The sequence below is a fragment of the Streptomyces sp. NPDC031497 genome, from assembly GCF_055580905.1.
Genome location: NZ_JBVIKO010000002.1, coordinates 143107 through 164720 on the forward strand (window position 1 = coordinate 143107; position 21614 = coordinate 164720).

23 protein-coding genes are annotated in these 21614 nt (G+C 73.8%); 11 read left to right on the top strand and 12 right to left on the bottom strand.

Features of this window, described 5'->3' with window-relative positions:
• Positions 1–15: 15 nt before the first annotated feature.
• The 3 genes from ACZ5K7_RS03925 to ACZ5K7_RS03935 form a co-directional block, all read right to left on the bottom strand.
• Positions 16–936: a MarR family winged helix-turn-helix transcriptional regulator gene (locus ACZ5K7_RS03925; protein WP_351690928.1), complete on the bottom strand. Its 921-nt coding sequence runs from the start codon at positions 934–936 to the stop codon at positions 16–18.
• Positions 937–1112: 176 nt separating this feature from the next.
• On the bottom strand, positions 1113–2585 hold the full coding sequence (locus ACZ5K7_RS03930; protein WP_468910110.1) for an MFS transporter: 1473 nt from the start codon (positions 2583–2585) through the stop codon (positions 1113–1115).
• A 57-nt stretch (positions 2586–2642) separates the two neighbouring features.
• A complete protein-coding gene (locus ACZ5K7_RS03935; RefSeq protein WP_351690924.1) occupies positions 2643–3302 on the bottom strand; it encodes a hemerythrin domain-containing protein in 660 nt (219 codons plus the stop codon).
• 261 nt (positions 3303–3563) lie between these two features.
• On the opposite strand from ACZ5K7_RS03935, the gene ACZ5K7_RS03940 reads away from it, so the two are divergent.
• Together ACZ5K7_RS03940 and ACZ5K7_RS03945 are read left to right on the top strand one after the other, a co-directional pair.
• A complete protein-coding gene (locus ACZ5K7_RS03940) occupies positions 3564–3800 on the top strand; it encodes a hypothetical protein (RefSeq protein ID WP_468910114.1) in 237 nt (78 codons plus the stop codon).
• A gap of 103 nt (positions 3801–3903) precedes the next feature.
• The gene (locus tag ACZ5K7_RS03945) at positions 3904–4218 is read left to right on the top strand and encodes a chaplin (RefSeq protein WP_468910117.1); all 315 of its coding nucleotides are present in this window, start codon (positions 3904–3906) and stop codon (positions 4216–4218) included.
• An 81-nt stretch (positions 4219–4299) separates the two neighbouring features.
• Here ACZ5K7_RS03945 and ACZ5K7_RS03950 read toward each other — a convergent pair whose 3' ends face one another.
• The 8 genes from ACZ5K7_RS03950 to ACZ5K7_RS03985 all read right to left on the bottom strand — a co-directional run bounded on the left by ACZ5K7_RS03950 (position 4300) and on the right by ACZ5K7_RS03985 (position 9634).
• Positions 4300–5166 (bottom strand): tyrosinase family protein, encoded by an 867-nt coding sequence (locus ACZ5K7_RS03950; protein ID WP_351690920.1) that lies wholly within the window; start codon positions 5164–5166, stop codon positions 4300–4302.
• The gene (locus tag ACZ5K7_RS03955) at positions 5150–5644 is read right to left on the bottom strand and encodes a tyrosinase family oxidase copper chaperone (protein ID WP_351690918.1); all 495 of its coding nucleotides are present in this window, start codon (positions 5642–5644) and stop codon (positions 5150–5152) included. The genes ACZ5K7_RS03950 and ACZ5K7_RS03955 overlap by 17 nt, the downstream gene beginning before the upstream one ends.
• Before the next feature lie 139 nt (positions 5645–5783).
• Entirely contained in the window at positions 5784–6308 is a 525-nt protein-coding gene (locus tag ACZ5K7_RS03960; protein WP_468910121.1) for a hypothetical protein, read from the bottom strand.
• Between the two features lie 140 nt (positions 6309–6448).
• The gene (locus ACZ5K7_RS03965; RefSeq protein WP_351690914.1) at positions 6449–7033 is read right to left on the bottom strand and encodes a vitamin K epoxide reductase family protein; all 585 of its coding nucleotides are present in this window, start codon (positions 7031–7033) and stop codon (positions 6449–6451) included.
• Positions 7033–7533 carry a DUF5949 family protein gene (locus ACZ5K7_RS03970; protein WP_351690912.1) on the bottom strand — a complete coding sequence of 167 codons (501 nt, stop codon included), beginning with the start codon at positions 7531–7533 and terminating at the stop codon, positions 7033–7035. The genes ACZ5K7_RS03965 and ACZ5K7_RS03970 overlap by 1 nt, the downstream gene beginning before the upstream one ends.
• A gap of 128 nt (positions 7534–7661) precedes the next feature.
• Positions 7662–7955, bottom strand: a complete 294-nt coding sequence (locus ACZ5K7_RS03975; protein ID WP_351690910.1) for a hypothetical protein — start codon at positions 7953–7955, stop codon at positions 7662–7664.
• A gap of 252 nt (positions 7956–8207) precedes the next feature.
• Entirely contained in the window at positions 8208–9110 is a 903-nt protein-coding gene (locus ACZ5K7_RS03980) for a hypothetical protein (protein ID WP_468910125.1), read from the bottom strand.
• Positions 9111–9394: 284 nt separating this feature from the next.
• On the bottom strand, positions 9395–9634 hold the full coding sequence (locus ACZ5K7_RS03985) for a chaplin (RefSeq protein ID WP_351690906.1): 240 nt from the start codon (positions 9632–9634) through the stop codon (positions 9395–9397).
• Positions 9635–9901: 267 nt separating this feature from the next.
• On the opposite strand from ACZ5K7_RS03985, the gene ACZ5K7_RS03990 reads away from it, so the two are divergent.
• Genes ACZ5K7_RS03990 through ACZ5K7_RS04030 form a run of 9 tightly spaced genes read left to right on the top strand, consistent with a single transcriptional unit; the run spans position 9902 to position 20271 of the window.
• On the top strand, positions 9902–11002 hold the full coding sequence (locus ACZ5K7_RS03990; protein WP_468910128.1) for a DUF3344 domain-containing protein: 1101 nt from the start codon (positions 9902–9904) through the stop codon (positions 11000–11002).
• A gap of 57 nt (positions 11003–11059) precedes the next feature.
• The gene (locus tag ACZ5K7_RS03995; RefSeq protein WP_468910131.1) at positions 11060–12229 is read left to right on the top strand and encodes a glycosyltransferase; all 1170 of its coding nucleotides are present in this window, start codon (positions 11060–11062) and stop codon (positions 12227–12229) included.
• Positions 12226–13647 carry an exopolysaccharide biosynthesis polyprenyl glycosylphosphotransferase gene (locus tag ACZ5K7_RS04000; RefSeq protein WP_468910133.1) on the top strand — a complete coding sequence of 474 codons (1422 nt, stop codon included), beginning with the start codon at positions 12226–12228 and terminating at the stop codon, positions 13645–13647. The genes ACZ5K7_RS03995 and ACZ5K7_RS04000 overlap by 4 nt, the downstream gene beginning before the upstream one ends.
• Before the next feature lie 2 nt (positions 13648–13649).
• A complete protein-coding gene (locus ACZ5K7_RS04005) occupies positions 13650–14945 on the top strand; it encodes an O-antigen ligase family protein (RefSeq protein WP_351690898.1) in 1296 nt (431 codons plus the stop codon).
• The gene (gene murJ / locus ACZ5K7_RS04010) at positions 14942–16630 is read left to right on the top strand and encodes a murein biosynthesis integral membrane protein MurJ (protein WP_468910137.1); all 1689 of its coding nucleotides are present in this window, start codon (positions 14942–14944) and stop codon (positions 16628–16630) included. Before ACZ5K7_RS04005 ends, murJ begins: the two co-directional genes overlap by 4 nt.
• Positions 16614–17369 carry a polysaccharide deacetylase family protein gene (locus tag ACZ5K7_RS04015; protein ID WP_351690894.1) on the top strand — a complete coding sequence of 252 codons (756 nt, stop codon included), beginning with the start codon at positions 16614–16616 and terminating at the stop codon, positions 17367–17369. The genes murJ and ACZ5K7_RS04015 overlap by 17 nt, the downstream gene beginning before the upstream one ends.
• Entirely contained in the window at positions 17370–18509 is a 1140-nt protein-coding gene (locus ACZ5K7_RS04020; RefSeq protein WP_351690892.1) for a glycosyltransferase, read from the top strand. It begins immediately after the preceding gene.
• Entirely contained in the window at positions 18506–19153 is a 648-nt protein-coding gene (locus ACZ5K7_RS04025; RefSeq protein ID WP_351690890.1) for a YveK family protein, read from the top strand. The genes ACZ5K7_RS04020 and ACZ5K7_RS04025 overlap by 4 nt, the downstream gene beginning before the upstream one ends.
• Positions 19150–20271 carry a GNAT family N-acetyltransferase gene (locus tag ACZ5K7_RS04030; protein WP_468910142.1) on the top strand — a complete coding sequence of 374 codons (1122 nt, stop codon included), beginning with the start codon at positions 19150–19152 and terminating at the stop codon, positions 20269–20271. Before ACZ5K7_RS04025 ends, ACZ5K7_RS04030 begins: the two co-directional genes overlap by 4 nt.
• On the opposite strand, the gene ACZ5K7_RS04035 is transcribed toward ACZ5K7_RS04030, so the two are convergent.
• On the bottom strand, positions 20268–21590 hold the full coding sequence (locus tag ACZ5K7_RS04035; RefSeq protein WP_468910145.1) for a glycoside hydrolase family 26 protein: 1323 nt from the start codon (positions 21588–21590) through the stop codon (positions 20268–20270). The two genes, ACZ5K7_RS04030 and ACZ5K7_RS04035, sit on opposite strands and share 4 nt — an antisense overlap.
• Positions 21591–21614: the final 24 nt, after the last annotated feature.

A 21614-nucleotide genomic window follows, 5' to 3' on the forward strand; every position in this document is an offset into this window, starting at 1 on the left:
GGAGCGCCCGGAGGGTCAACCCCTGGCGGAAAGAGACGACTTGGCGTTCTCGGAGAAAGCGGGTCCGGAATGGGTCGGGGCGAGGAGTTTCAGCAGCAGCTCGCGCAGCTCCTCCTCGCCGCCGGGGCCGAGCAGGGCGGAGACCTCCCGGGCAAGTTCCGCGACGGCGCGGGTCACCACGGCGAGCTGCTCGCGGCCGAGTTCGGTCACTTCGAGGGCGTAGCGGCGGCGGTCGTGCGGATCGCGGCCGCGGCGCACCAGGCCCAGTTTGACGAGTTCGTCGACCAGTTGGGAGGCGGCGGGCCCGGTGATGGCGAGCAGCTCGGCGAGCCGCTGCTGGGAGATGGCCCCGAGGACGTCGAGGGCGGACAGCGGCCCGTAGTGGCGCACCCTGAGCCCGGTGCCGGCCAGCTTGTCGTCGCCGTGCTTGCGCAGCCGGTGATGGGCCTGCGCGACCAGGTACTCGGTGCCCTGCACGAGCGGCTGCGCGGACTCCGGCAGCAGCCGGGCCAGCAGCTCGTCGAGCCGGGCGGTCTCCTCGGGGGTGAGTACGGCGGTGAGCCTGGCGTCCCGCTCGGCGACCGCCCGCCGCCTGGCCTCCACGGCCTCCCGGCCCCGGTCGGTCAGGGAGAGCACGTACTGGCGCCGGTTGTCGGGGTTGCGGGTGCGCCGGACCTCGTCCCGGCCCTCGAGCCGGTCGATGACGCCGACCATGATGGTGCGGTTGATGCCGAGCCGCTCGGCGAGGTCGAGCTGGGACTCCCAGTCGTGGCCGGTGAGCGCGTCCAGGACCAGGAAGTCGCGGGAGTCGTTGTCGCCGCCGTCGCCGCTGGCGGCGAACTGCGCGTAGACCCGGCGCAGGAGGTAGCCGATGAAGCCGGTGAGCGCATCCGGGAGGACTCCGGGAATCTCCGCGGTCTCCTCCGTCCGGGTCACCGGACCTCGCTCACCGCCAGAATCGCCTGAACTCCGCAAGACAGCACCTCCTTTCCGAGTATATGCACCGGCTCGCACACCGTTCGGCTCGCTGCACCGCCCCGGGAACGCCCGGGACGGTCCCGGGGTGCCGGCGGCCCCGCCCGGGTGGACAGGGCGGGGCCGCCGGGGCCGGGTCACAGGGCGGCGGGAGCGGGCTCGCCGTCCTGCTGGGGCCGGGGGACCGTGCCCGGCAGGGTGATCAGGGCCACGATCAGGGCCAGCAGGTACAGGCCGCCGCCGAACAGGAACCCGTACGAGTAGCCGGTGGTCAGGGCGTGCGGGACGCTGCCCGGCAGCTCGTGGTCGGTGATGGCGGTGGCCGCCGCGGCCAGCGCGGCGAGGCCGATGGCGCCGCCGATCTGCTGGGCGGTGTTGACCAGGCCGGAGGCCGCGCCGGTGGCCTGCGGGGCGATCCCGCGGACGCTGACGATGGTGACGGCCACGAAGACCATGCCGAGGCCGAGACCGGCGACCAGCTGGGCCGGCAGCAGGGCCGCCCACGGGTTCTGGCCGGGCTCGATGAAGCTGAACCAGACCATGCCCGCGACACCGATCAGCAGACCGAGGGCGACGACGTTGCGCTCGGGCATCTTGGCGAGCAGCTGCGGGCCGAGACCGCCGGCCGCGATGCCCATGCCGAGGGCGAAGGGCAGGTAGGCGACGCCGGTGACCATCGGGGCGTAGCCCTTGACGATCTGCAGATAGAGGGTCAGGAAGTAGAAGGTGGCGAGCATGCCCGCGCCGACCAGGAACATGATCAGGTTGGCGCCGACCCGGCCCTTGTCGGCCAGCACACCGCTCGGGATCATCGGCGCCCGGCTGGAGCGCTGGACGGCCACGAAGGCGACGATCAGGACGAGTGCGATGCCGAGGCCGATCAGGGTGACGCCGTCGCCGAAGCCCTTGTCGCCGGCGCGGTTGATGGCGTAGACGAGCGAGCCGAAGCCGAGGGTCGCGGTGAGCGCGCCGGGCACGTCGACCTTGCCGCGCTCGCGCTCGCCCTCGACGAGGACGCTGGTGCCGAACAGGACGGCCAGGGCGATCGGGACGTTCACGAACATCACCCAGCGCCAGCTGAGGTACTCGGTGAGCGCGCCGCCGAGCAGCAGGCCGACGACCGAGCCGAGGCCGCCCATCGCGCCGTAGACGCCGAGCGCCTTGTTGCGGGCGGGGCCCGCCGGGAAGGTGGTGGCGAGCAGGGACAGGGCGGTGGGGGCGGCGATCGCGGCGCCCGCGCCCTGGATGACGCGGGCCGCGATCAGGAGTTCACCGCTCTGGGCCAGGCCGCCGAGCAGCGAGGCGGCGGTGAACAGGATCAGGCCGGTGCGGAAGACCCGGCGGCGGCCGAAGAGGTCGCCGGCGCGGCCGCCGGCCAGCAGCAGGCCGCCGAAGGCGAGCGCGTAGGCGGTCACGATCCAGCCGAGGCTGGACTCGCTCAGCCCCAGAGCGTTCTGCATGCTCGGCAGGGCGACGGCGACGATCGTGTTGTCGAGGACGAGCATGAGCTGGGCCGTGGCGATCACGAGTAACGCGAGTCCGGGCTTGCCGTCCTGCTGCGGCGGAGCCGCGGCCTTGGGGACGGCCTGAGTGCGGTCTTGCAGCGACATGGGATGTCTCCGTGTCTGTCTCAGGGTTGGGGGGCGAGCGGGGCCCTCGGGGTCCGGTCAGCGGGTGGTGGAGGCGGTCTTGGGGGTCCAGATGTCGAGGTCCTGGTAGGCCTTGCGCAGATCGCTCTCGTAGGCGTTGCGCAGCGGCTCGGGCAGGTTGCCGAGGAGCTTGGCGGCCTTCGCGGCGTCGACCTCGTCGAGCAGCCAGGGCAGGTAGCGGGCGGAGTCGTCGCCGACGCGGGTGCGCTGCTCGCCCGCGAAGGCCGCCCACTGCTCCTGGGAGAGCGTGATGTCCATCAGCTTCAGGGCGTCCCGCTCCTCGTGGTCGAGGTGACCGCCGAGCTGGGTGTAGAGGGTGTCGGTCAGGCCGGTCAGGCGCTCCAGGCCGGAGTCGCGGTCGGCCAGGGCCGCGTCGATGTCGGCGAGCAGCGGGTCGATGACGCCGTGCTCGGCCTCCATGTCGGCGAGCAGCGCCAGTTCGGAGTTCTGGCCGGCCAGCGCCGCCTCCATGACCGGCCAGATCTTCACGTCCTCGGAGGTGTGGTGGATGGTCAGGAACTTCTTGAAGAGCTCCCAGCCGACGGCGGTGCTCAGTACGTGCCGGGGGTCCTCGTCGACCCGCGCGGTGATCCGGGCTATCCGCTCCAGCTCGCGTCGCAGGGCGTCGTGGATCGCGAACATCATCGTCATGTCGAGGTTCTTGAAGTCCTGACTCATCGCTCTCTCCCTCACTGCCGCGTTGTCGTACCGTGAGAATATCGTCAACCTGCTTATCTATCAAGCTTCCAACTAGCAATCTGCCAACCATCAGGGCTGGAACTATTCGCCGGTCGGGGGCTGACGCCGCCGCCGTGCCCGAAGGCGCAGGTCAGCGGGGCTCGCAGGCTGCAGAGCGGGTTCGTCCTGGCCGATTCCGGCCTGTTCCTGCCCGAGGTCCTCGTCGACCTCCTTGCGGATACGGGTCAGCGCGGGGTGGTCATGGCGGTGGTGAGCAGCGCCATCAGCACCAGGACGGTGGCGCCTGCCGGGGACTGCGGCGCCCACGTGCCGGCGGCCGCATTTCGAGTACGGCCCCGGGCTTCCTTCGGGCGCGCCGACGGCCGTGTCTGCTACGCCAACCACACGACGAACTGGGGCCGGGCGGTGCGGAACATCCGGGTCTTCCTGGCGGGTTCCGCGGTACGGCGGCTGCCCCGACTCGGGCCCTTGGAGTGATCGTCCGGTGATCGGCGTGACCAGCCGCAGGTCGGGGCGTTGAACGGGGAGTGCGGCGGCTGGTCCTGCCGCCGCACTCCCCGAGCAACAAGAAGGAGAACTGATGTCTCGCATCGCGAAGGCTGCCGCCGTCGCTCTCGGCACCGGCGCAGTGGTGATCGGCGGAGCCGGCCTGGCTCTGGCCGACGCGGGCGCCCAGGGTGAGGCCGTCGGCTCCGCCGGCGTGGTGTCCGGGAACACCATCCAGGTCCCGGTCAACGTCCCGGTCAACGTGTGCGGCAACACCATCGACGTGATCGGTCTGCTGGACCCGGCGTTCGGCAACGCCTGCGTCAACGAAGGCCACCTCAAGGGCGGCGACAACAAGGGCGGCGACAACAAGGGCGGCTACGGCAAGAGCGGCGGCTACGGCAGCTGAGCCACCGCCAGCGGAGGAGCCCCGGCACCCTGGGTGCCGGGGCTCTTCCCGTGCCGGGACGCCTCCCGTGTCCGGGGCGGCTCAGGCGTACCGGTAGATCCGGCTCAGGTCCTCCAGCGACCCGGGGGTGACGTCCCACGGCGGCAGCTTCTCGCCGCGGGCGACGACCCGTCGGTGCTGCGGGTCGCCGCGGCCGGGCGGCCTGGCCGGCACATAGCGGTGCGCTCGGTGCCGGGCCTTCCAGCGCTCCCACTGCAGGTCGACGAAGGCGTGGTGGAACCAGAAGACGGGGTCGTTGACGGAGGCGCCGCCGAGCATCGCCCCACCGACCCAGCGGTGCACCCGGTTGTGGTTGCGCCAGGACGTGCTGCCGCTGCCGGACCCCCAGCCCTCCAGCTTGTTGCGGAAGCCACGCCTGACGGTCGAGTCCCAGGGGGCGACGTCGTACACCGGGTCGTCCAGCGCCTGGGCGAGCTGGGCCTTGGTGGGCAGGGCGATCGGGTCGCGGGCCCGGCCCAGATCCCGGGCGAGGAACTCGCCGTCGGTGACGCCCTCCTTGATGGTCCAGTGCCCGGCCGAATAGGCGAACGGCCCGGTCATCACCTGCTGGTCCCGGGCCCGGCCGTTCCCGCCGAGCAGGTCCCTGGTCCACGGGACGGAGGACGCCGTACGGTCCTTGGTCCAGTCCCAGTACGGCACGGTCACCGACCCGTCCACGCGGCGCAGGGCGCGCTCCAGTTCCAGCAGGAACCGGCGGTGCCAGGGCAGGAAGGAGGGGGCCATGTGGGCGGTGCGCAGCCCTCGCTCGCCGTCGGCGGTGTAGTGGTCGATGTGCATCCGCACGAACTCGTCGTACTCGCCCCGCCGTTTGACCTCCAGGAAGGCGTCGACGAGCCGTTTGCGCTCGCCGGCCGTCAGCCTGCCGACGTCCTTACGCACGTACGCCATGGTCGCCCCCCATGTGCAGATGTCCCCCGCCCATCGGCCCCGGGGCCAGGTCGCGCAGCCGCTGCCCGGGCCCGATCTCGTCGACGGCCGCCCGGGCCGCCTCCAGCGGGGTCGGGTACGAGCTGTAGTGGTCGACCATGCTCAGCCAGGTGCCGTCGGCCCGCCGCATCAGATGCAGCGGCCGGCCCGCCACGGTGACCTGCCACTCGAGCCCGTCGTCGGCCCGGCCCGCCACCGGCACCAGGACGCCGCGGATACGGCGGCCCCGGTAGGTCTCGTCGAAGGAGGTGCCCGCAGGACCGTCCGCCGGGGGCACCGGGCCGGAGGCGGCGACGACCGGGGCGAGCGCCAGGGCGGCCACGGAGGCGAGCAGCCCCCGGGTCACCTCGCGCCGCGTCGGCCCGCCCGCCCCGGCTCTGTCCGGCCGCCCGGCCCCCGGCTCCGCGCCCACCGCCACACCGCCTGCTCCGACGACCATGCTCACTCCTCGTACGGTTCACCGATCGCTGTCGGTACCGGTAACCGCCCGAGGGGCCGCCCGGTCACCGCCTCGCCGCCATCCGGCGCACGGCCGGGACCGGGGAGCGGCCGGTGTGGCGGCCGAACGCAGCGACGGGTCAGCGGCCGGGGCCGGCGCCCAGGTCGCCGCCGACGACCGTCTGCAGGGCCGGCGCGAGCACGCCGGCGTCGGGCACCTGCGGGGCCGGCATGCCGAGGTGCTGCGGGTCGGGCGCGGTGAGCGGGGCGACCAGCGCCAGGCCGGGAGTGAGGGTGCGCAGGCCGGAGGCCGGGGTGTCGACATCGATGTGGTCGTAGCCGTCGCCGAGGGGGTGCGGCAGCGGCGCCCTGAGGCCGACGCCGGGCAGCCCGCCGTTGAGCGGCACCTGCGGCAGCGTCCGGTCCGGGAGGAGCCGGCCCTGGACGTAGCGCGGTCCCTCGGGGACGCCGGGGATGAACAGCGGCAGCTCCATGCCGAGCTTGGGCATCTCCATGTTCAGGGACTTCTCGACGCCGTCCAGCGGCACGGGGACGGGCACCGTCGGGATGGCGGCGGCGGGCGTGGCGGCGGCGCCCACGGCGCCCACGGCGACCGCGACGCCCGTGACGACGGCGGCAACGGATCCTCGGGTGGTCGGCTTCATGTCGGGTACGGGTCCTTTCAGGAGCGGGAGGAGCGACGTCCGTACCGGGTAACGAGCCGAAAAACGGCATCAGTTCACATTTCGCCCGGGTGCAGCATTAGTCGGCTGTTCACTCATCAGCTCGTCCCGAAGTCCCTTGTTCAGCTCGTCCAGAAGTCCCACCAGCGGGTCAGGACCAGCATGCCGACGACCCCGATGTGCAGCAGCGGAAGTACCCAGGTGAATTCGCCGAGGAAGTCGCGCAGCCAGGCGGGCGCGGGCAGGAACCGATGGCGTACGGCGAAGGAGGTGACGTACCAGAACAGGAGGATGGTGGCGACCCAGGCCAGGCAGCACCACAGGCAGAGCGCGTTGATCCGGTACAGCGACTCGAACTGCAGCCAGGACACGAAACCGACGCCGAAGACACACCCCGCGTCGAAGGTCAGCCAGTACCAGGCGGGAAAGCGGGCGCCGGCCAGCAGGCTGATGCCGACACAGATCACGACGCCGTAGGCCACCAGGCCCAGCATCGGGTTGGGGAACCCGAACGCCGCCGCCTGGTCGCTCTTCATCACGCTGCCGCAGGACACCACCGGGTTCAGGCTGCACCCGGGGACGAAGCGCGGGTTCTCCAGCAGCTTGAACTTGTCGAGGGTGATGACCCAGGAGGCCAGCAGTCCGGCCGCCCCCGCGACCACCGTGAGCAGCGCGAACCCCCGGCCGGCGGCTGCGGTTCCCGGCATCAGCCGCGCAGGCTGCGGGCGGGCAGCACGATGTGCGCGGCGGCCGTCAGGGTCTCCTCGGCCCCGGCGAAGTCCTTGAGCGCCGCCGCCTCGACGGGCCTGCCGGGCACGCCCCCGGGCCACGGCCGGGTGGTGAACACCAGGTAGGCGTAGCCGCGTTCGTCGACGGCGGCGAGCCACTCCTCGGGCGCGGGGCACTGGGCGTTGAGCGGGGCCAGGTTGAGGACGGCCGTACCGGACTCGACCAGCAGGGTGACGGGCAGGCGGGGCCGGGCGGTGCCGTCGACGAGGTCGCCGCCGACCGGCAGTCCGTTGTTCTCCAGCAGCGCCTCGACGGCGGCCGAGGTGGCCTCCGCGCCGCCCGCGGCGTCGCCGAGGGAGTAGGCCAGCAGATAGGGCATGTCACTGCCGTCGGGAGCCTCGCCGCTCCAGGCCAGCACGGCGACCGTGCCGAGGTCGGCCGGGCGGAAGGGGCGGGTCGCGCTTGGGGTTGAGGTCACCGCGTGACCTTATCGACGGGCGGTGGGGCGGCCGGGCGCCCGCTCACCCGACCGGCGGACAGCCGGCGGTGCGGCCACACGAACGAGGGACGCCGGTACGGCGTCCCTCGAATCGTTCCCGCCCGGCCTCAGCCCTGCAGCGGCAGACCGCCGAGCAGCGGGCTGCGCTGCTGGTTGACGGCGCCGGTCGTCCGCTTGACCTTGTGGAGCACGGAGCGCTTGTTCTCGGTGTTGAGGGCGTCCGACTGGTGCTTCAGCGGCATCGCCTGGTCCAGGGTCAGGGGGCTCTTGGTGAGCGTGTTCACGGCGCCGTTGAGGCTGGTGGGCGTCAGGTCGGCGTTGTTGGAGGCGAACGCGGGCGCGGCGAAGCCGGCGAGGGCCACGGAACCGGCAACGACAGCGGCAGCCTTCAGAGACTTCATCGTGTTCCTTTCTTCGGCGACTTGCGGCGGCGCGAGCCACGCAACGGAAGCCACCAGGGGAAATGCTGACGCCGTGCCTAACGACGCCCCAGCAGCCCGGAAACCCCACGCCCGGAAGACATATGAGATCCCCGAGAGGTCCGGCGACCGAAGAGGGGCCGGTGAGGCCGGGCAGGCCGGGCAAGACCGTGAGGCCGGTCGGCCCGGTGAAGCCGGTCGGCACCGGCAGGCCCGTGAGGCCGGTCGGGTCGGTCAGTTCGGGGGCAGCGGGAGGGGGGTGGAGACCGGCAGGCTGGGCACGGCGGGCAGGCTCGGCAGGCTCGGCAGTCCCGGCAGGTTGGGCGCGGGCAGGCCGCTGCCGAGCAGGATCGCGGCGAGCAGGTTGACCAGGCCGGTCACGACGGCGGTGGCGGCCGGCAGCACCTGGCTGACGTCACCGGAGGTGGCGGCCTTGAGGAGGTTGTCGACCGCCGTCTGCAGGGCGGTCAGCGCGTCGCCGGTCAGGTCCTTGGCGGCGGGAGCGCCACCGAGGCCCTTGGCCTGGGCCGCGGCCGGCGCGGGGAACGCGACAGGCATGGCGGGGGCGCTCGGCACGGTCGGCGCCGACGGCAGGGCCGGGGTGGCGGGGGCGGTCGGATTCGCCGCGGGGGCGGTCGGGTTCGCGGTCGTGGCGGAGGGCGCGGCCGTCGTCGGGGCGGTCGGCTTCGCCGCAGGCGCCGTTGGGATCGCCGCAGGCGCCGTCGGGGTCGTCGCAGGGGCCGGGATCGCCGCATGCGCCGCCGGGGTCGTCGGTTTCGCCGCCGCCGGGGAGGCCGCGGACAACGGGGCCGCGGCCGGGGCCGCCGCCGTGACCTGGGCGATGGCCGCCTTCACGGCGTCGCCGAGCTGGGTGGCCTGAGCGGCGGTCAGCTGGCCGTTGTCCGCCGCGAGCACGGTGTTGAGCAGGTCGGTGACCGGCTTGAGCACGGTCCCGAGGTTGCCCAGCGACTTGACCTGGGCGAGCAGCGCGTCGGCCCCGGGGACGGGCGCCTGGGACTTCGCGTGGGTGCGCTCACGGGCCGAGTCGGCGGCGACGGCCGCCGGGCCGGTGATCCCGGCCAGAAGAAGGGCGCAGAGCGCGGTGGACGCGAGACGCCGTGCGGGCAGAGCACGCATGGGTGTTCCTTTCGATGTGCGTGGGACTTGCTGCCCACCGTGAGATCACCCGCGTCGGCCTGCAACAGCTCGACCGCCGACCGTCACCGACCGCTTTCCGTGCCGCCGGCATCGTCCCTGATGAGGTGCCCTGCCAGGCCGCCTCGCCCCTTCCGCCCCGACTCCGGCCGTTCGGGGGAACGCCCGAGCGAGGCACGCGCGGAAGCCGTGCCCACACGCACGAACCGGCCGGCCGCCCGCGGGTTGCGCGGGCAGCCGGCCGGCCGAAGGGAGAAGCCGCAGCGTCAGTCGTTGAGGCAGGTTTCGCCGAACGCGGGGTTCAGCAGGCCGATCACGTCAATCGTGTCGCCGCAGACGTTGACCGGCACGTGGATCGGAACCTCGATCACGTTGCCAGACACCAGGCCCGGGGAGTGGGCGGCGGCGCCGTTCGCGCCGCTGTCGGCCGCGGCCACGCCGACGGCGCCGGCGACGGCCGCGACGGCGGCGGTGGACAGGACCAGGCCCTTCGCGATACGCGACATGGAGAGGTGCTCCTTGGGGTCGAAACAAACATCCGGGCGGATGCCCAGCGCCGTGTCAACGCGCGGCACCGGCTCGGGTTGTGCCGCCAGAAGAGTGATCTCCCGGAAGACCCCTTCACCATTCCGACACACTTGCTCGGTTTCGACCGATTAGTGCGGAAAAAGGCTAGAGTTGCGCACCTCCTGACTTACCCGTATTGGCATCACATCGCACTCTTCCCCCTCTTCCCGCCTCCCCCCTCCCTTCCCGAAAGGGCGAAGCCGGTCATGCGCAATCCCCTGGGCCCGCCGCTGCGCCGTGCGTCGGTGAGCGCGCTCGCCCTAGCCGCGATCTGGGCACCGGGCACCGGCCGGGCGACCGCTCCGGCCGCCCCGCCCTCCCCCGAGGCCCCGCGCATCCCCTTCGCCGAGCGCTACCACGTGGTGCAGCGAGGCGGCTTCGCCCGCGCGGCCAACGCCTCCGTCAGCTGCCGTACGACACTCGGACTCCCGGCCGAACCGCTCTGCTCGGCGGCCCGGGAGGGCCGGGTCCCGGCGGTGAACGGGAACTTCGACATGTTCTACGTCGATGTCGACGACGACCCGAACACCTACAACTCCTCACGCGCCGAGCTCCGGCTGCCGGAGGGCTCCCGGGTGACGTACGCGCGGCTGTACTGGGGCGGCAATCTGCTGGCCGGCGAGCAGAAGCCGGCCAAGGACGACGCGCGGGTGCTGATCGCCGAACCCGGCGGCCAGTACAAGGAACTGCTCGCCGACACGGTCGTGGGCCACCGGGCGAAGGACGGCGCGGACGCCTTCCAGGCCTCGGCGGAGATCACCGACCTGGTCCGGTCGAGCGGCTCCGGACTGTGGACGGTCGGCCAGGTGAACGTGGCCATGGGCAGGTCCGGGGCCGGCGCCTGGGGTGGCTGGACGCTGCTGGTGGCGTACCAGAACCCGGCGGAGCCGCTGCGCACGCTCGCCCTCTGGGACGGCTTCGACTCCCTCGACCGGGCGGCCGGGATACGGCTGAACGGGCTACGTGTCCCGCGTGGCGCCGGCGGCCGGGTGGGTCTGGTGGCCTACAACGGCGACCGGGGCGGCACCGGTGACTCGCTCACATACTCCCTCGCCGGTCGTGCCCCCACCCCGCTCGGCGACTTCGCCGACCCGGCCGACGACGTACTCAACTCCACGATCAACGACCCCGACCGGGTACGCGCCCGGCGTGAGCCGGCGTACGACAACACGCTCGGCTACGACTCGGATGTGTTCGATCTCGGCACCGGTCTCGCGCAGGGCGGTGACCAGCTGACCTTTGAGCTCGTTTCCCAGCGCGACGCGGCGTGGGCGGGCGCGCTCTTCGCCGCCGTGGACGTGCAGTAGTGCGGCGCGTTTCCGCCCGCAGTCCCGAGCGCCCCCCGTGAGCGAGGAATACCGCGTATGCACCGATCAGCAACCGACCCTCGGCGACGGGTCCTGCACCTGGCGCAACCCGTCGAGGGCGGGGTGGCCCGGGTGGTCCTGGACCTGACGAAGGCCCAGCTCACAGCCGGTCTGCGGGTCACGGTGGCCTGCCCCGGTGGTGAACTGGCCGAGGCCGCGCGGGAACTGGGCGCCGAGGTGCGCGGGTGGCGCGCCGACCGCTCCCCGGGCGCCGGTCTCCGGGACGAGGTACGACGGCTCAGCCGGCTGCTCGACGAGGTGCGGCCGGAGCTGGTGCACACGCACAGCGCCAAGGCGGGCCTCGCCGGCCGCCTGGCCGTGCGCGGCCGTGTCCCGACCCTGTTCCAGCCGCACGCCTGGTCCTTCGAGGCGGTCGGCGGAGTCACCGCCGCGCTGGCGCTGCGGTGGGAGCGGTGGGGAGCGCGCTGGGCGCACCGGGTGGTGTGTGTCAGCGAGGCGGAGCGCGCGACCGGCGTGCGCGCCGGGATTCGCGCCCAGTACTCCGTCATCCCCAACGGCATCGACACCGAGCACTTCACCCCGGGAGCCCCGGGAGCCCCGGACGCCCCGGACAACCGGGGCCCGTCCGAGGCCGGGGCACCCCTGGTCGTCTGCGTCGGCCGGCTGTGCCCGCAGAAGGGCCAGGACGTGCTGCTGCGGGCCTGGCCCGAGGTACTGCGCCGGGTGCCGGGCGCCCGGCTGGCCCTGGTCGGCGACGGGCCGGACGGCGAGGCGCTGCGCCGGCTCGCCCCCTCCTCCGTCACGTTCGCCGGCGCCGTCGCGGACGCCCGCCCCTGGTACCGGGCCGCCGACCTGGTGGTGCTGCCCTCGCGCTGGGAGGGCATGGCGCTGGCCCCGCTGGAGGCGATGGCCTGCGGGCGGCCGGTGCTGGTCACCGATGTCGACGGCGCCCGCGAGAGCCTGCCGCCCGGGCACGCCGCGCACTGCCTGGTGCCGCCGGGGCGGCCCGGCGTGCTGGCCGGTGCCGTCGCCGGGCTGCTGCTCGACCCGGAGCTGCGCGCGTCGCTCGGCGACCGGGGGCGCCGGCACGTCCAGTCCACGCACGATGTGCGGCGCACGGCGGAGGCGGTCGCGGAGCTGTACCGCGAACTCCTCGGCGGGCGGCCGCTCATGTCCTTTGAGTGCAGGGAGTCCATCCACTCGTGACCGCGGAAAGCACCGTCCCCTCCCCCGGCCCGCAGCCACGGGAGCACGGACTCTCGCCCGTCTCGGTCCTGCCGGCCCGCACCGTCGGAGGCTTCCGGTTCCCGCCGCGGCGGCCGCCCGCGCGGCCCGCCTCCCCGGCGCCGCTGCTGGCCGCCGACCTGTGCGCCGCGCTGCTCGGCGCGGTCGCCCTCGACGAGGCCGTGGGCCGGCCCGTCCTGGTCGGTCTCCTGGTGTCCGGGGCGATACTGCTGCGCCCGCAGCCCACCGGGCGGGTGGCCGGGATCCTGGACGAACTCCCGGCGGTCTGCGGCCGGATCGCCGTCGTCTGGCTGGGCCTCGCCGCCGCCGTCGCCGCCTGGTACCCGGACCGCGCGCTGCCCGCCCGCACCCTGCTGCTGGGCTGCGTCCTGCACGCGGCGGCGGCCTGTGCCGGCCGCGGTCTGGTGCACTGGCGCCGCCGCCTGGCCCTGCTGCGCCACCCGCGCGCCGCCCTGGTCATCGGCCCCGCCGCCACCGCCCAGCGGGTCGCCGCCGCCGTGCTGCGCCACCCGGGCTTCGGCGTACGGCCGGTCGGTGTCGTCGCCGAGCATCCCGAGGGCCCCGAGGGGCTGCCCGTGCTGACCACCGGCGAGGAGGTCGAGCGGGCCCTCATCCAGAACGGGGTCCGGGCCGTCCTCACCGTCCACCCCGCCGTCCGTACCGAACAGGGCCCGCTGCTGCGGGCGCTGGCCGAGTCGGGCTGCGTGGTCTGGGAGGTCGACGCGGACTCACCGGCGTACGAGATGCGCGACCAGCTCGCCGGGTTCTCCTGCCGCCGCCTCGAGATGCGCTCGCGGCGCCGCGGCAGCGCCGGCAAGCGGGTCCTCGACATCGTCGTCTCCGGGTCGGCGCTGGTCCTGGTCAGTCCGCTGCTCCTGGTGTGCGCGGCGGTGCTGCGACTCACCGACGGACCCGGCGTGGTCTTCCGGCAGGAGCGCATCGGCCGCGACGGGCGCCCCTTCACCCTGCTGAAGCTGCGCACCCACCGCCCGGTCGACGCGCACGAGGCCGCGACGCGCTGGAGCGTGGCGGGCGAGAGCGAGATGAGCCCCTTCTGCCGGTTCCTGCGCCAGACGTCCCTGGACGAGCTGCTCCAGCTGTGGAACGTGCTCTGGGGCGACATGAGCCTGGTCGGCCCGCGCCCCGAACGGCCGTACTTCGTCGGCCAGTTCAGCCAGACCTACCCGGGCTACGCGGCCCGCCACCGGATGCGGACCGGTATCACCGGACTCGCCCAGATCCACGGGCTGCGCGGCGACACCTCCATCGAGGACCGGGCCCGCTTCGACAACGCCTACATCGACAACTGGTCGCTGTGGCAGGACATCTGCATCCTGCTGCGCACCGCGGCCGCGCTCGTGCGCTCGACGGGGAGCTGACGATGAGTTTCGCACTCTCCCCGGCCAGGCCCCTGCGGCTGCCGCCGGTCCTCGCCGCGGCCGCCGTGCTCGCGGTCCTCGCGCTGCCGCTCACCCCGGCCGGCGGTGACAGCGGGGCGGGACCGGCGGACGCGGTGTCCGCGCTGGTGGTGCTGTACGCCGCGGTGCGCACGGTACGGGAGCGGCGGCGGCCGCTGTCGGCGACGGCCGCGGTGGTGCTGGGCATGCCGGTGGTGGGCCTGGCCGTCGCGGCGGCCGGCGCGTCCTCCCCGGGGGCCGGGCTGACCGGCCTCGGCCGCTATCTCCAGGTGTTCGTCCTGGTCCCCGCCGCGGTCCTGCTGCTGATCCGGGACCGTGCCGACTTCCGGCTGCTGGCCTGGTCGTTCGTGGGGCTCGCGGGGTGGCAGGGCGCGGTCGGGGTGTACCAGTACCTCACCGGGACCGGGGCGTCGTACCAGGGCGAGGAGATCCGCGCGGTCGGCACGTTCGGGCCGCAGGACGTGATGGGCATGGCGACCGTGGTGTCGTTCGGCCTGGTCTGCGCGCTGGGGCTGGCGCTGGGCCGGTCACCGGTACGGCAGCGGGTGACGGCGGGCGTGTGCGCGCTCGGCCTGCTGCTGCCGCTGGCCGTGTCCTTCAGCCGGGGGGCCTGGATCGCGACGGTGCTCACCTGCGGTGTGCAGCTGGCGCTGGCCGGGCTGCGGCGGGCGCTGAAGGTGGCGGCGGTCGCGGTGGCCGCGGGCGTGGTGCTGGTGGGGGGCTTCGGGCTGGGTACGGCGATGCTCCAGGAGCGTCTCAGCAGCATCGGGCAGGTGACCGACGCGCCGGACCAGTCGGTGGTCGACCGCTACACGCTGTGGGCGGCGGCGACCGGCATGTGGCGCGAACACCCGGTCACCGGCGTCGGTTTGAAGAACTTCCCGGCGTACCGGGACGGGCATGCCTCGCTGGCGCTGTCCTCCGGGAGCGACACGGAGGGGGCGGGGGCCGCGTTCCGGAAGCAGCCGCTGCTGTCGCCGCACAACATGTACCTGCTGGTGCTGAGCGAGCAGGGGCTGCTCGGGGCGCTGGCGCTGACGGGCAGCTGGCTGGCGCTGCTGGCGTGCGGGCTGCGCGGGTGGTGGCGGGTCCGCGGCGGTGCCGGCCTCGACTGTGCGCTGGTGGGGTGCGGGCTGCTGATCTGGCAGCTGGTGGACTTCGCGTACGCGGACATCGGGGGGCCGTCGACCGTGCTGACGGCGGTGGTGTTCGGGGCGGTGGCCTGGTGGGCGTTGGTGGGGGCGGAGCGTTCGCCATGACGATGACGCCTTCCAGGACTACGGGCGTGCCCGGGTCGCGGGTCGACAGCGGGCCGGTGGCGGCCGAGCACGCCCACGCGGCGGAGCCGCAGACGTCACAGCCCCGCGCCCCTGACGGGGCGCCGCCCTCCCGCGGCGTGCTCGCCAAAGCCGCTCTGGTCACCGCCACCCTGTCCGTCGTCGGCTCGCTCCTCGGGCTCATCCGTGACCAGTCGCTCGCCCGGCTCTTCGGCGCCGGGCAGGACACCGACGCCTTCCTCGTCGCCTGGACCATTCCCGAGTTCGCCGCGACGCTGCTCATCGAGGACGGGCTCGCCTTCGCGCTGATCCCCGCCTTCAGCCTGGCCCTCGCCCGGCGGGCGCAGGGGGCTCCCGGCGACCCCGTGCGGGCGCTGGTCGCCGGGACCCTGCCGAGGCTGGCCCTCGCCTTCGCGGCCGTCGGCGCCCTTCTCATCGGGGGCGCCCCGCAGCTCGTCGAGGTGCTCGCGCCCGGTCTGCGCGATCCCGGGCTCGCCGTCGACTGCACCCGGCTGACCGCGACCTGCGTGCTGTCCTTCGGGCTGGCCGGGTACTGCAGCGCGGCCCTCCGCGCGCACCGGCGGTTCCTCGCGCCGGCCGCGATCTACGTCGCCTACAACGCCGGCATCATCACGGCGATGTTCGCCTTCGGCGGTGCCTGGGGGGTGCGGTCGGCCGCGTTCGGGGTGGCGGCGGGCGGCCTGCTGATGGTCGCCGTACAGCTTCCCTCGCTGCTCGGGCAGGTGCGGCGCAAGGTCAAGGCCGCCGTCGGCGACCCGGTCGCCGAGGCGGAGCCGCTGAACGTCGTCCTGATGGCCACCGTGCTGCTGTTCGCGCTGTGCCGGCAGTCGCAGGTGCTGATCGAGCGGTTCCTCGCCTCGCATCTGCACTCCGGGGCGATCTCGCACCTCAACTACGCGCAGAAGGTCGCGCAGATCCCGATGACGATGTCGATGATGCTGTGCACGGTCACCTTCCCGGTGGTGGCCCGGGCGCTGGCCGAGGGCGACATCGAGCGGGCCCGGCGCAGGGTGGAGCGGGACCTGTCGGTGGCCGCGAGCGTCGTCCTGCTCGGCACCGCCGTGGTCGTGGCGTGTGCGCCGCAGCTCGTCCATCTCCTGTTCCAGCGGGGGGCGTTCACCGCGGCGGACACCGCCGCCACCGCCGGGGTGATGCGCGTCTACGCGCTCGGGCTGCTCGGGCAGACCATGGTCGGGGTGCTGGTCCGCTCCTACTTCTCGGCGGGCCGCGCCACCTGGTACCCGGTCGGCGCCATGGCCGCCGGGATCGCCGTGACCTCCTGGCTCGGCGCCATGGCGGTGGGCCGGTACGGCGTCATCGGCATCGCCGCCGCCAACGCCACCGGTATCACCGTCACCGCCGTGCTCCTGCTGTCCGGCATGGGCCCGCGCAGTGTCCCGATCCGTGTCCGGCGGGTGCTGGCCGAGCTGAGCCGGCCGGTGCGGGCCGCCGTGGTCGCCACGGTCGTCGGCACCTTCGTCGCCGGACAGCCCGTGGACCCGCTCACCGGTCTGGCGGCCGGCATCACCGCCGTGACCGCGATCTTCGTCCTGCTCGGCTGGGCGCTGGACGCCCAGGGCTTCGCACCCGCACTCCGTTCCGTAGGCACCGTCACCCGAAGGCTCGCGCATGCCGTCTTCCATTGAGTCCGCCGAGAAGATCAGACACCTGGCGGGCCCGGTCCCCTGGGTCGCCATGTACCACTCCGTGGGCGACCGCTCGGACGATCCGTACCGCGTCACCGTCACCCCCGACCGGCTGGCCGCACAGCTGGGCTGGCTGCGCCGGCGGGGGCTGCGCGGGGTGTCGGTCGCCGAACTGCTCGCCGCCCGGGCCCGGGGCGAGGGGCGGCGGCTGGTCGGGCTGACCTTCGACGACGGCTACGCCGACTTCCTCGACCACGCCCTGCCGCTGCTCGACCGCTGGGGCTGCGGCGCCACCCTGTTCGTGCTGCCCGGGCGGCTCGGCAGCGACAACCGCTGGGACTCGCTCGGCCCGCGCAAGCCGCTGCTCACCGCCGACGGGATCCGGCGGGCGGCCGCGGCCGGCGTGGAGATCGGCTCGCACGGGCTCACCCATGTCGACCTGACGAAGGCCGACGCGGACACGCTCAGGGCCGAGACCGCCGACAGCCGGGCCCTCCTGGAGGAGCTGATCCAGGCCCCCGTGGACGGCTTCTGCTACCCCTACGGGACCGTCGACCAGCGGGTCGTCGACGCCGTACGGGACGCCGGGTACGGCTACGCCTGCGCCATCGACCCCGGCGACCTGAGCGGCGTCCACACCCTGCCCCGGGTGCACATCGGGCAGAACGACCACGCCCTGCGCCTCTTCCTGAAGTACCGGCTGCACCGGCTGCGCCGCCGTCCCGTCAAGGGGCTCTGAATGAGGGCCCTGCATGTCATCACGGGGTTGGGGGTCGGCGGGGCGGAGCAGCAACTGCGGCTGCTGCTGCGTCATCTGCCCGTCTCCTGCGACGTCGTCACGCTCACCAACCCCGGGCCGGTCGCGCGCGGGCTGGCCGCCGACGGGGTGCGGGTGGTCCATCTCGGGATGGCCGGGAACCGGGACCTGGCCGCGCTGCCCCGCCTGGTCCGGCTCATCCGCCGGGGCCGCTACGACCTCGTCCACACCCACCTGTACCGGGCCTGTCTCTACGGCCGGATCGCGGCGCGCCTCGCGGGCGTGCGGGCCGTCGTCGCCACCGAGCACTCGCTCGGCGACGCACAGCTGGAGGGGCGCCGGCTGACCGCCGGGGTACGGGCGTTGTACCTCGCGGGCGAACGGCTCGGCCGGTCCACGGTCGCCGTCTCCCCCACGGTCGCCCAGCGGCTGCGCGGGTGGGGGGTGCCGGGGCCGCGGATCGAGGTCGTACCGAACGGCATCGACCTGGAGCGGTTCCGCTTCGACCCGGACCGGCGGCAGCGCACCCGGGCCCGTCTCGGGATCCCGCAGGACGCCTTCGTGGTGGGCGGCATCGGGCGGCTGGCGCCCGGCAAGCGGTTCGACGTCCTGATCAGGGCACTCGCCCAACTCCCGCCGGACTGCCGCCTGTTGCTGGTCGGCGGGGGCGCGGAGGAGGGGGCGCTGCGCCGTACCGCCGAGGAGGCCGGGGTCGCCGGCCGGGTCCTGTTCGCCGGTGAACGGCCGTACGTCTCCGACAGTTCGGCCGACCCCGACCTCCCGTCCCTCGCCTCCGCCATGGACGTACTGGCCTCGCCCTCCGCGGAGGAGGCCTTCGGGCTCGCGGTGATCGAGGCGCTGGCCGCCGGGCTGCCCGTCCTCTACAGCTCCTGCCCCGCCGTCGAGGACCTGCCGCCCGCCGCCGCCCCCGGCGCCCGCCGTGTCGAGGGCGGTGCCCGTGCCTACGCCGAGGCGCTGGCCGCCGCCCGTGCCGCCGGGCCCGGCCCGCGCACCGCGCCGGAGGCCGCCCGTCACTACTGCATCACCCGCAGCGCCGCCCAGCTCATGGACGTCTACGCGGCCGCACTCGCCACCACCCCTCAGGGAGCCAGTACGCCATGACCGAGAACACCACCAGGGCAGCCCGCCCCTTCGCCCGCGCCCGCGCGGTCCCGCCCTGGTCGCTGCTGGCCGCCGGGGTCGCCGCCGGCGCCCTGCTGGGCGGCGCCTACGGCGTGCTCACGCCGCCCAGCTACACCGCGACCAGCTATGTCATCGCCGTCCCCGCCGACCGGTCCGACACCGTCACCGCGCAGGGCTTCGCGCAAGCCTACGGCCGGGTCGCCACCCAGCTCGCGGTGCTCGGGGACGCCCAGGTATGGGCCGGGGTGCCGGTGAACACACTGCGGAACAGCGTGCAGGCGGAGACCTCGCCGGACGCGCCGATGGTCGCCGTCTCGGCCACCTCCCCGCACGCCCTGCAGGCCGCCGACATGGCGAACGCGGTGGCCCGCTCGCTCACCCAGCACGCCAACGACACCAAGGGCGACACGCACGTCGAACTCCTCCAGTTCTCACGGGCGCTGAAGCCGACCGCGCCCACCTCGGCGTCCCCGAAGGTGACCGGTCTGGTGGGCGCCAGCGCGGGCGGGCTGCTGGCCGGGCTGGTGCTGCTGGTGCGGCCCCGGCGCCCCGAGGACGACAACGCCCCGCAGGCCTCCGTGCCGGGACCCGCCGTCGCCGCCGACGTGCACGGGCAGCTGTGACGGCGACGGCCTCCCCGACGCTCGCCGCGCACACCACCGAACTCGTCACCGACGAAGACGCCTTCGCCGGGCTGGCCCCCGCCTGGGGCCGTCTCTACCGGCGGTGCGGCACGGCCACCCCGTTCCAGAGCCACGCCTGGCTGCACTCCTGGTGGCGCTCGTACGGCGTCCCGGGCCGGCTCCGCCTGGTCCTGGTGCGGCACGGCGGTGAACTGGTCGGCGTGGCCCCGCTGATGCTGGCGCGTCGGCCGCTGCCCACGCTGGTGCCGCTGGGCGGGGCGATCTCGGACTACACGGACGTGCTGCTCGCCGACGCCGACGACGGCCGGGCGGCGGCCGCGCTCACCCAGGAACTCGCCCGGGCGGCGCGGACGGCGCTGATCGACTTCCGTGAGGTGCGTCCGGGCGGTGCGGTGGAGCGGGTGTACGACCGCTGGCACGGGCCGTGCCGGAAGGTGCCCGACTCGCTGTGCCTGGAGCTGCCGGCCGTGTCGATGGACGAGCTGGTCGCCCGGCTGCCCTCGAACAAGGCCCAGCAGCGGGTGCGCGCCAAGCTGCGCAAGCTGGGCTCGCTCGGGGTGCGCCGGGACGTCGTGGCGCCGGAGGGCGTCGACACCGCGCTCGGGCGGCTCCTCGACCTGCACCGGCTCCAGTGGCAGGGGCGGAAGGTGACGACGGAACACCTCCAGTCGCGGTTCCGGGAGCATCTGGTGCGCTCGGTGGGGCCGATGGTGCGTTCCGGGGACGCGGTGGTCACCGAGTTCCGGCTGGACGACGAGGTGGTCGCCGTCGATCTGACCCTGCTGTCGCCGAGCCTGGCCGGCGGCTACCTGTACGGGGCGCATCCGCAGTTGCGCGAGCGCAAGGCGGACGTGGCGGTGATGCTCCTGGACGCCTGCGCCCAGCACACCGGCGCCGGTGAGCGGGGCGCGCTGAGCCTGCTGCGGGGGAACGAACCGTACAAGCACCACTGGCGGCCCCAGCCGGTCGCCAACCAGCGGCTGCTGCTGGCCCGGCGCCGCACCGCACCGCTGCTGACGGCGGCGCTGTGCGACGCCGCCGCCCGGCAGCGGGTCAAGGAGGTGCGGCACCGATGGAAGGAACGGCGGCAGGACTAGGTCCGCGTGCGCGACCACCAGTCGAGGCGGACGCAGAGTTTCCCGCCGAGCCAGTACTCGATCCAGTCGCCCAGGTCCATCGGCGCGCAGCCGGCCGGGGGCGTGGTGCCCGGAGTGGGAGTGGGGGTCGGGTTCGGGGTCGAGACGTCCGGCGTGGGAGCCGGCGTCGGGGTCGCGGTGCCGGTCCGGCCGGAGAGGGCCGAGCGGTAGACCCGCGACGAGCGCGGGTTGTCCGAACACTGCCAGACACCGTGCGGGCAGTAGTCGGTCAGCGTGTTGTACAGCGGTCTGTGCTCGTCCATCCAGGTGAGCATCCGCCGCATGTATTCGGCGTTGTCACCGTTACGGAAGAGGCCCCATTCCGGATAGGAAATGGGTTTCCCGTGCGCCTTCGCGAAATCGACGTGCTGCTGAAGTCCGTAAGGCTCCCGCACCTGTTCGTCGAAGGAAAGACCGGTCGGCTGGTCGTAGGAATCCATGCCGACGACGTCGACCGTGTCGTCCCCGGGGTAGCACTCCGTCCACGGGACGGCGTCGCGGCCCCGGCTCGGCGTGAAGTCGAACCGGAATTTCTGGCCCGGCACCGCACGCATGGTGGTGACGATTCTCTTCCAGTATTTCTTCCAGGCCTCCGGGTCCGGCCCGCAACGATGGGTGTAGGTAGTGCCGTTCATCTCCCAGCCGAGCACGATGACCGTGTCCGGCACCTCCAGCTCCACCAGCCGTTCGGCCAGGGCCCGGAAGTGGTGATCGAACAGCCCGGCGGCGCCCTGCGCCAGCAGCGACCGGACCTCGGCGTCCCCGACGTGGTCCTCGTTGCGTTCCTGCATGGGCACGTTGAGGACGAGCATCCGGTCGTCCTGCTCCCGCCGCCAGTGTGCCCAGACGTCCAGGAAGCCGGGTGCGCCCTCGATGTCGGCCCAGCGGTTGCCGGGCAGATACGTGTGCGCGACCTTCAGCTCGGCACCGCCGAGCCAGCCGCTCAGCTGGGCCATGCGGGCCACGCCCAGCGGCCCGGAGTCCAGGAAGGCGCCGAAGGCCGGCGGTGCCGCCCTGGCGGGCGCGGACGCGGGGCCGACCGGTGCCGGTGCGACCGCCGAGGGACTGGCCGGGACCGGCAGGGGTGCCGCCGACGCCGGGACGGACGTCGTGGGTGTCGGAGCCGGAGTCGGGTCCGTGACCAGCGCCACCTCCGCACCCGCGGCGAATCCCGGGCCGGTCGCCAGGGTCGCCGAGGCGACGACGACCGCCGCCACCGCCGCGACCACAGCCCGCCGGTGCGACCGGGACCTCGGCCGCTTTCGCTGCTGTGGAGCCATGCCTGCTCCTTTCTCCACTAGTTC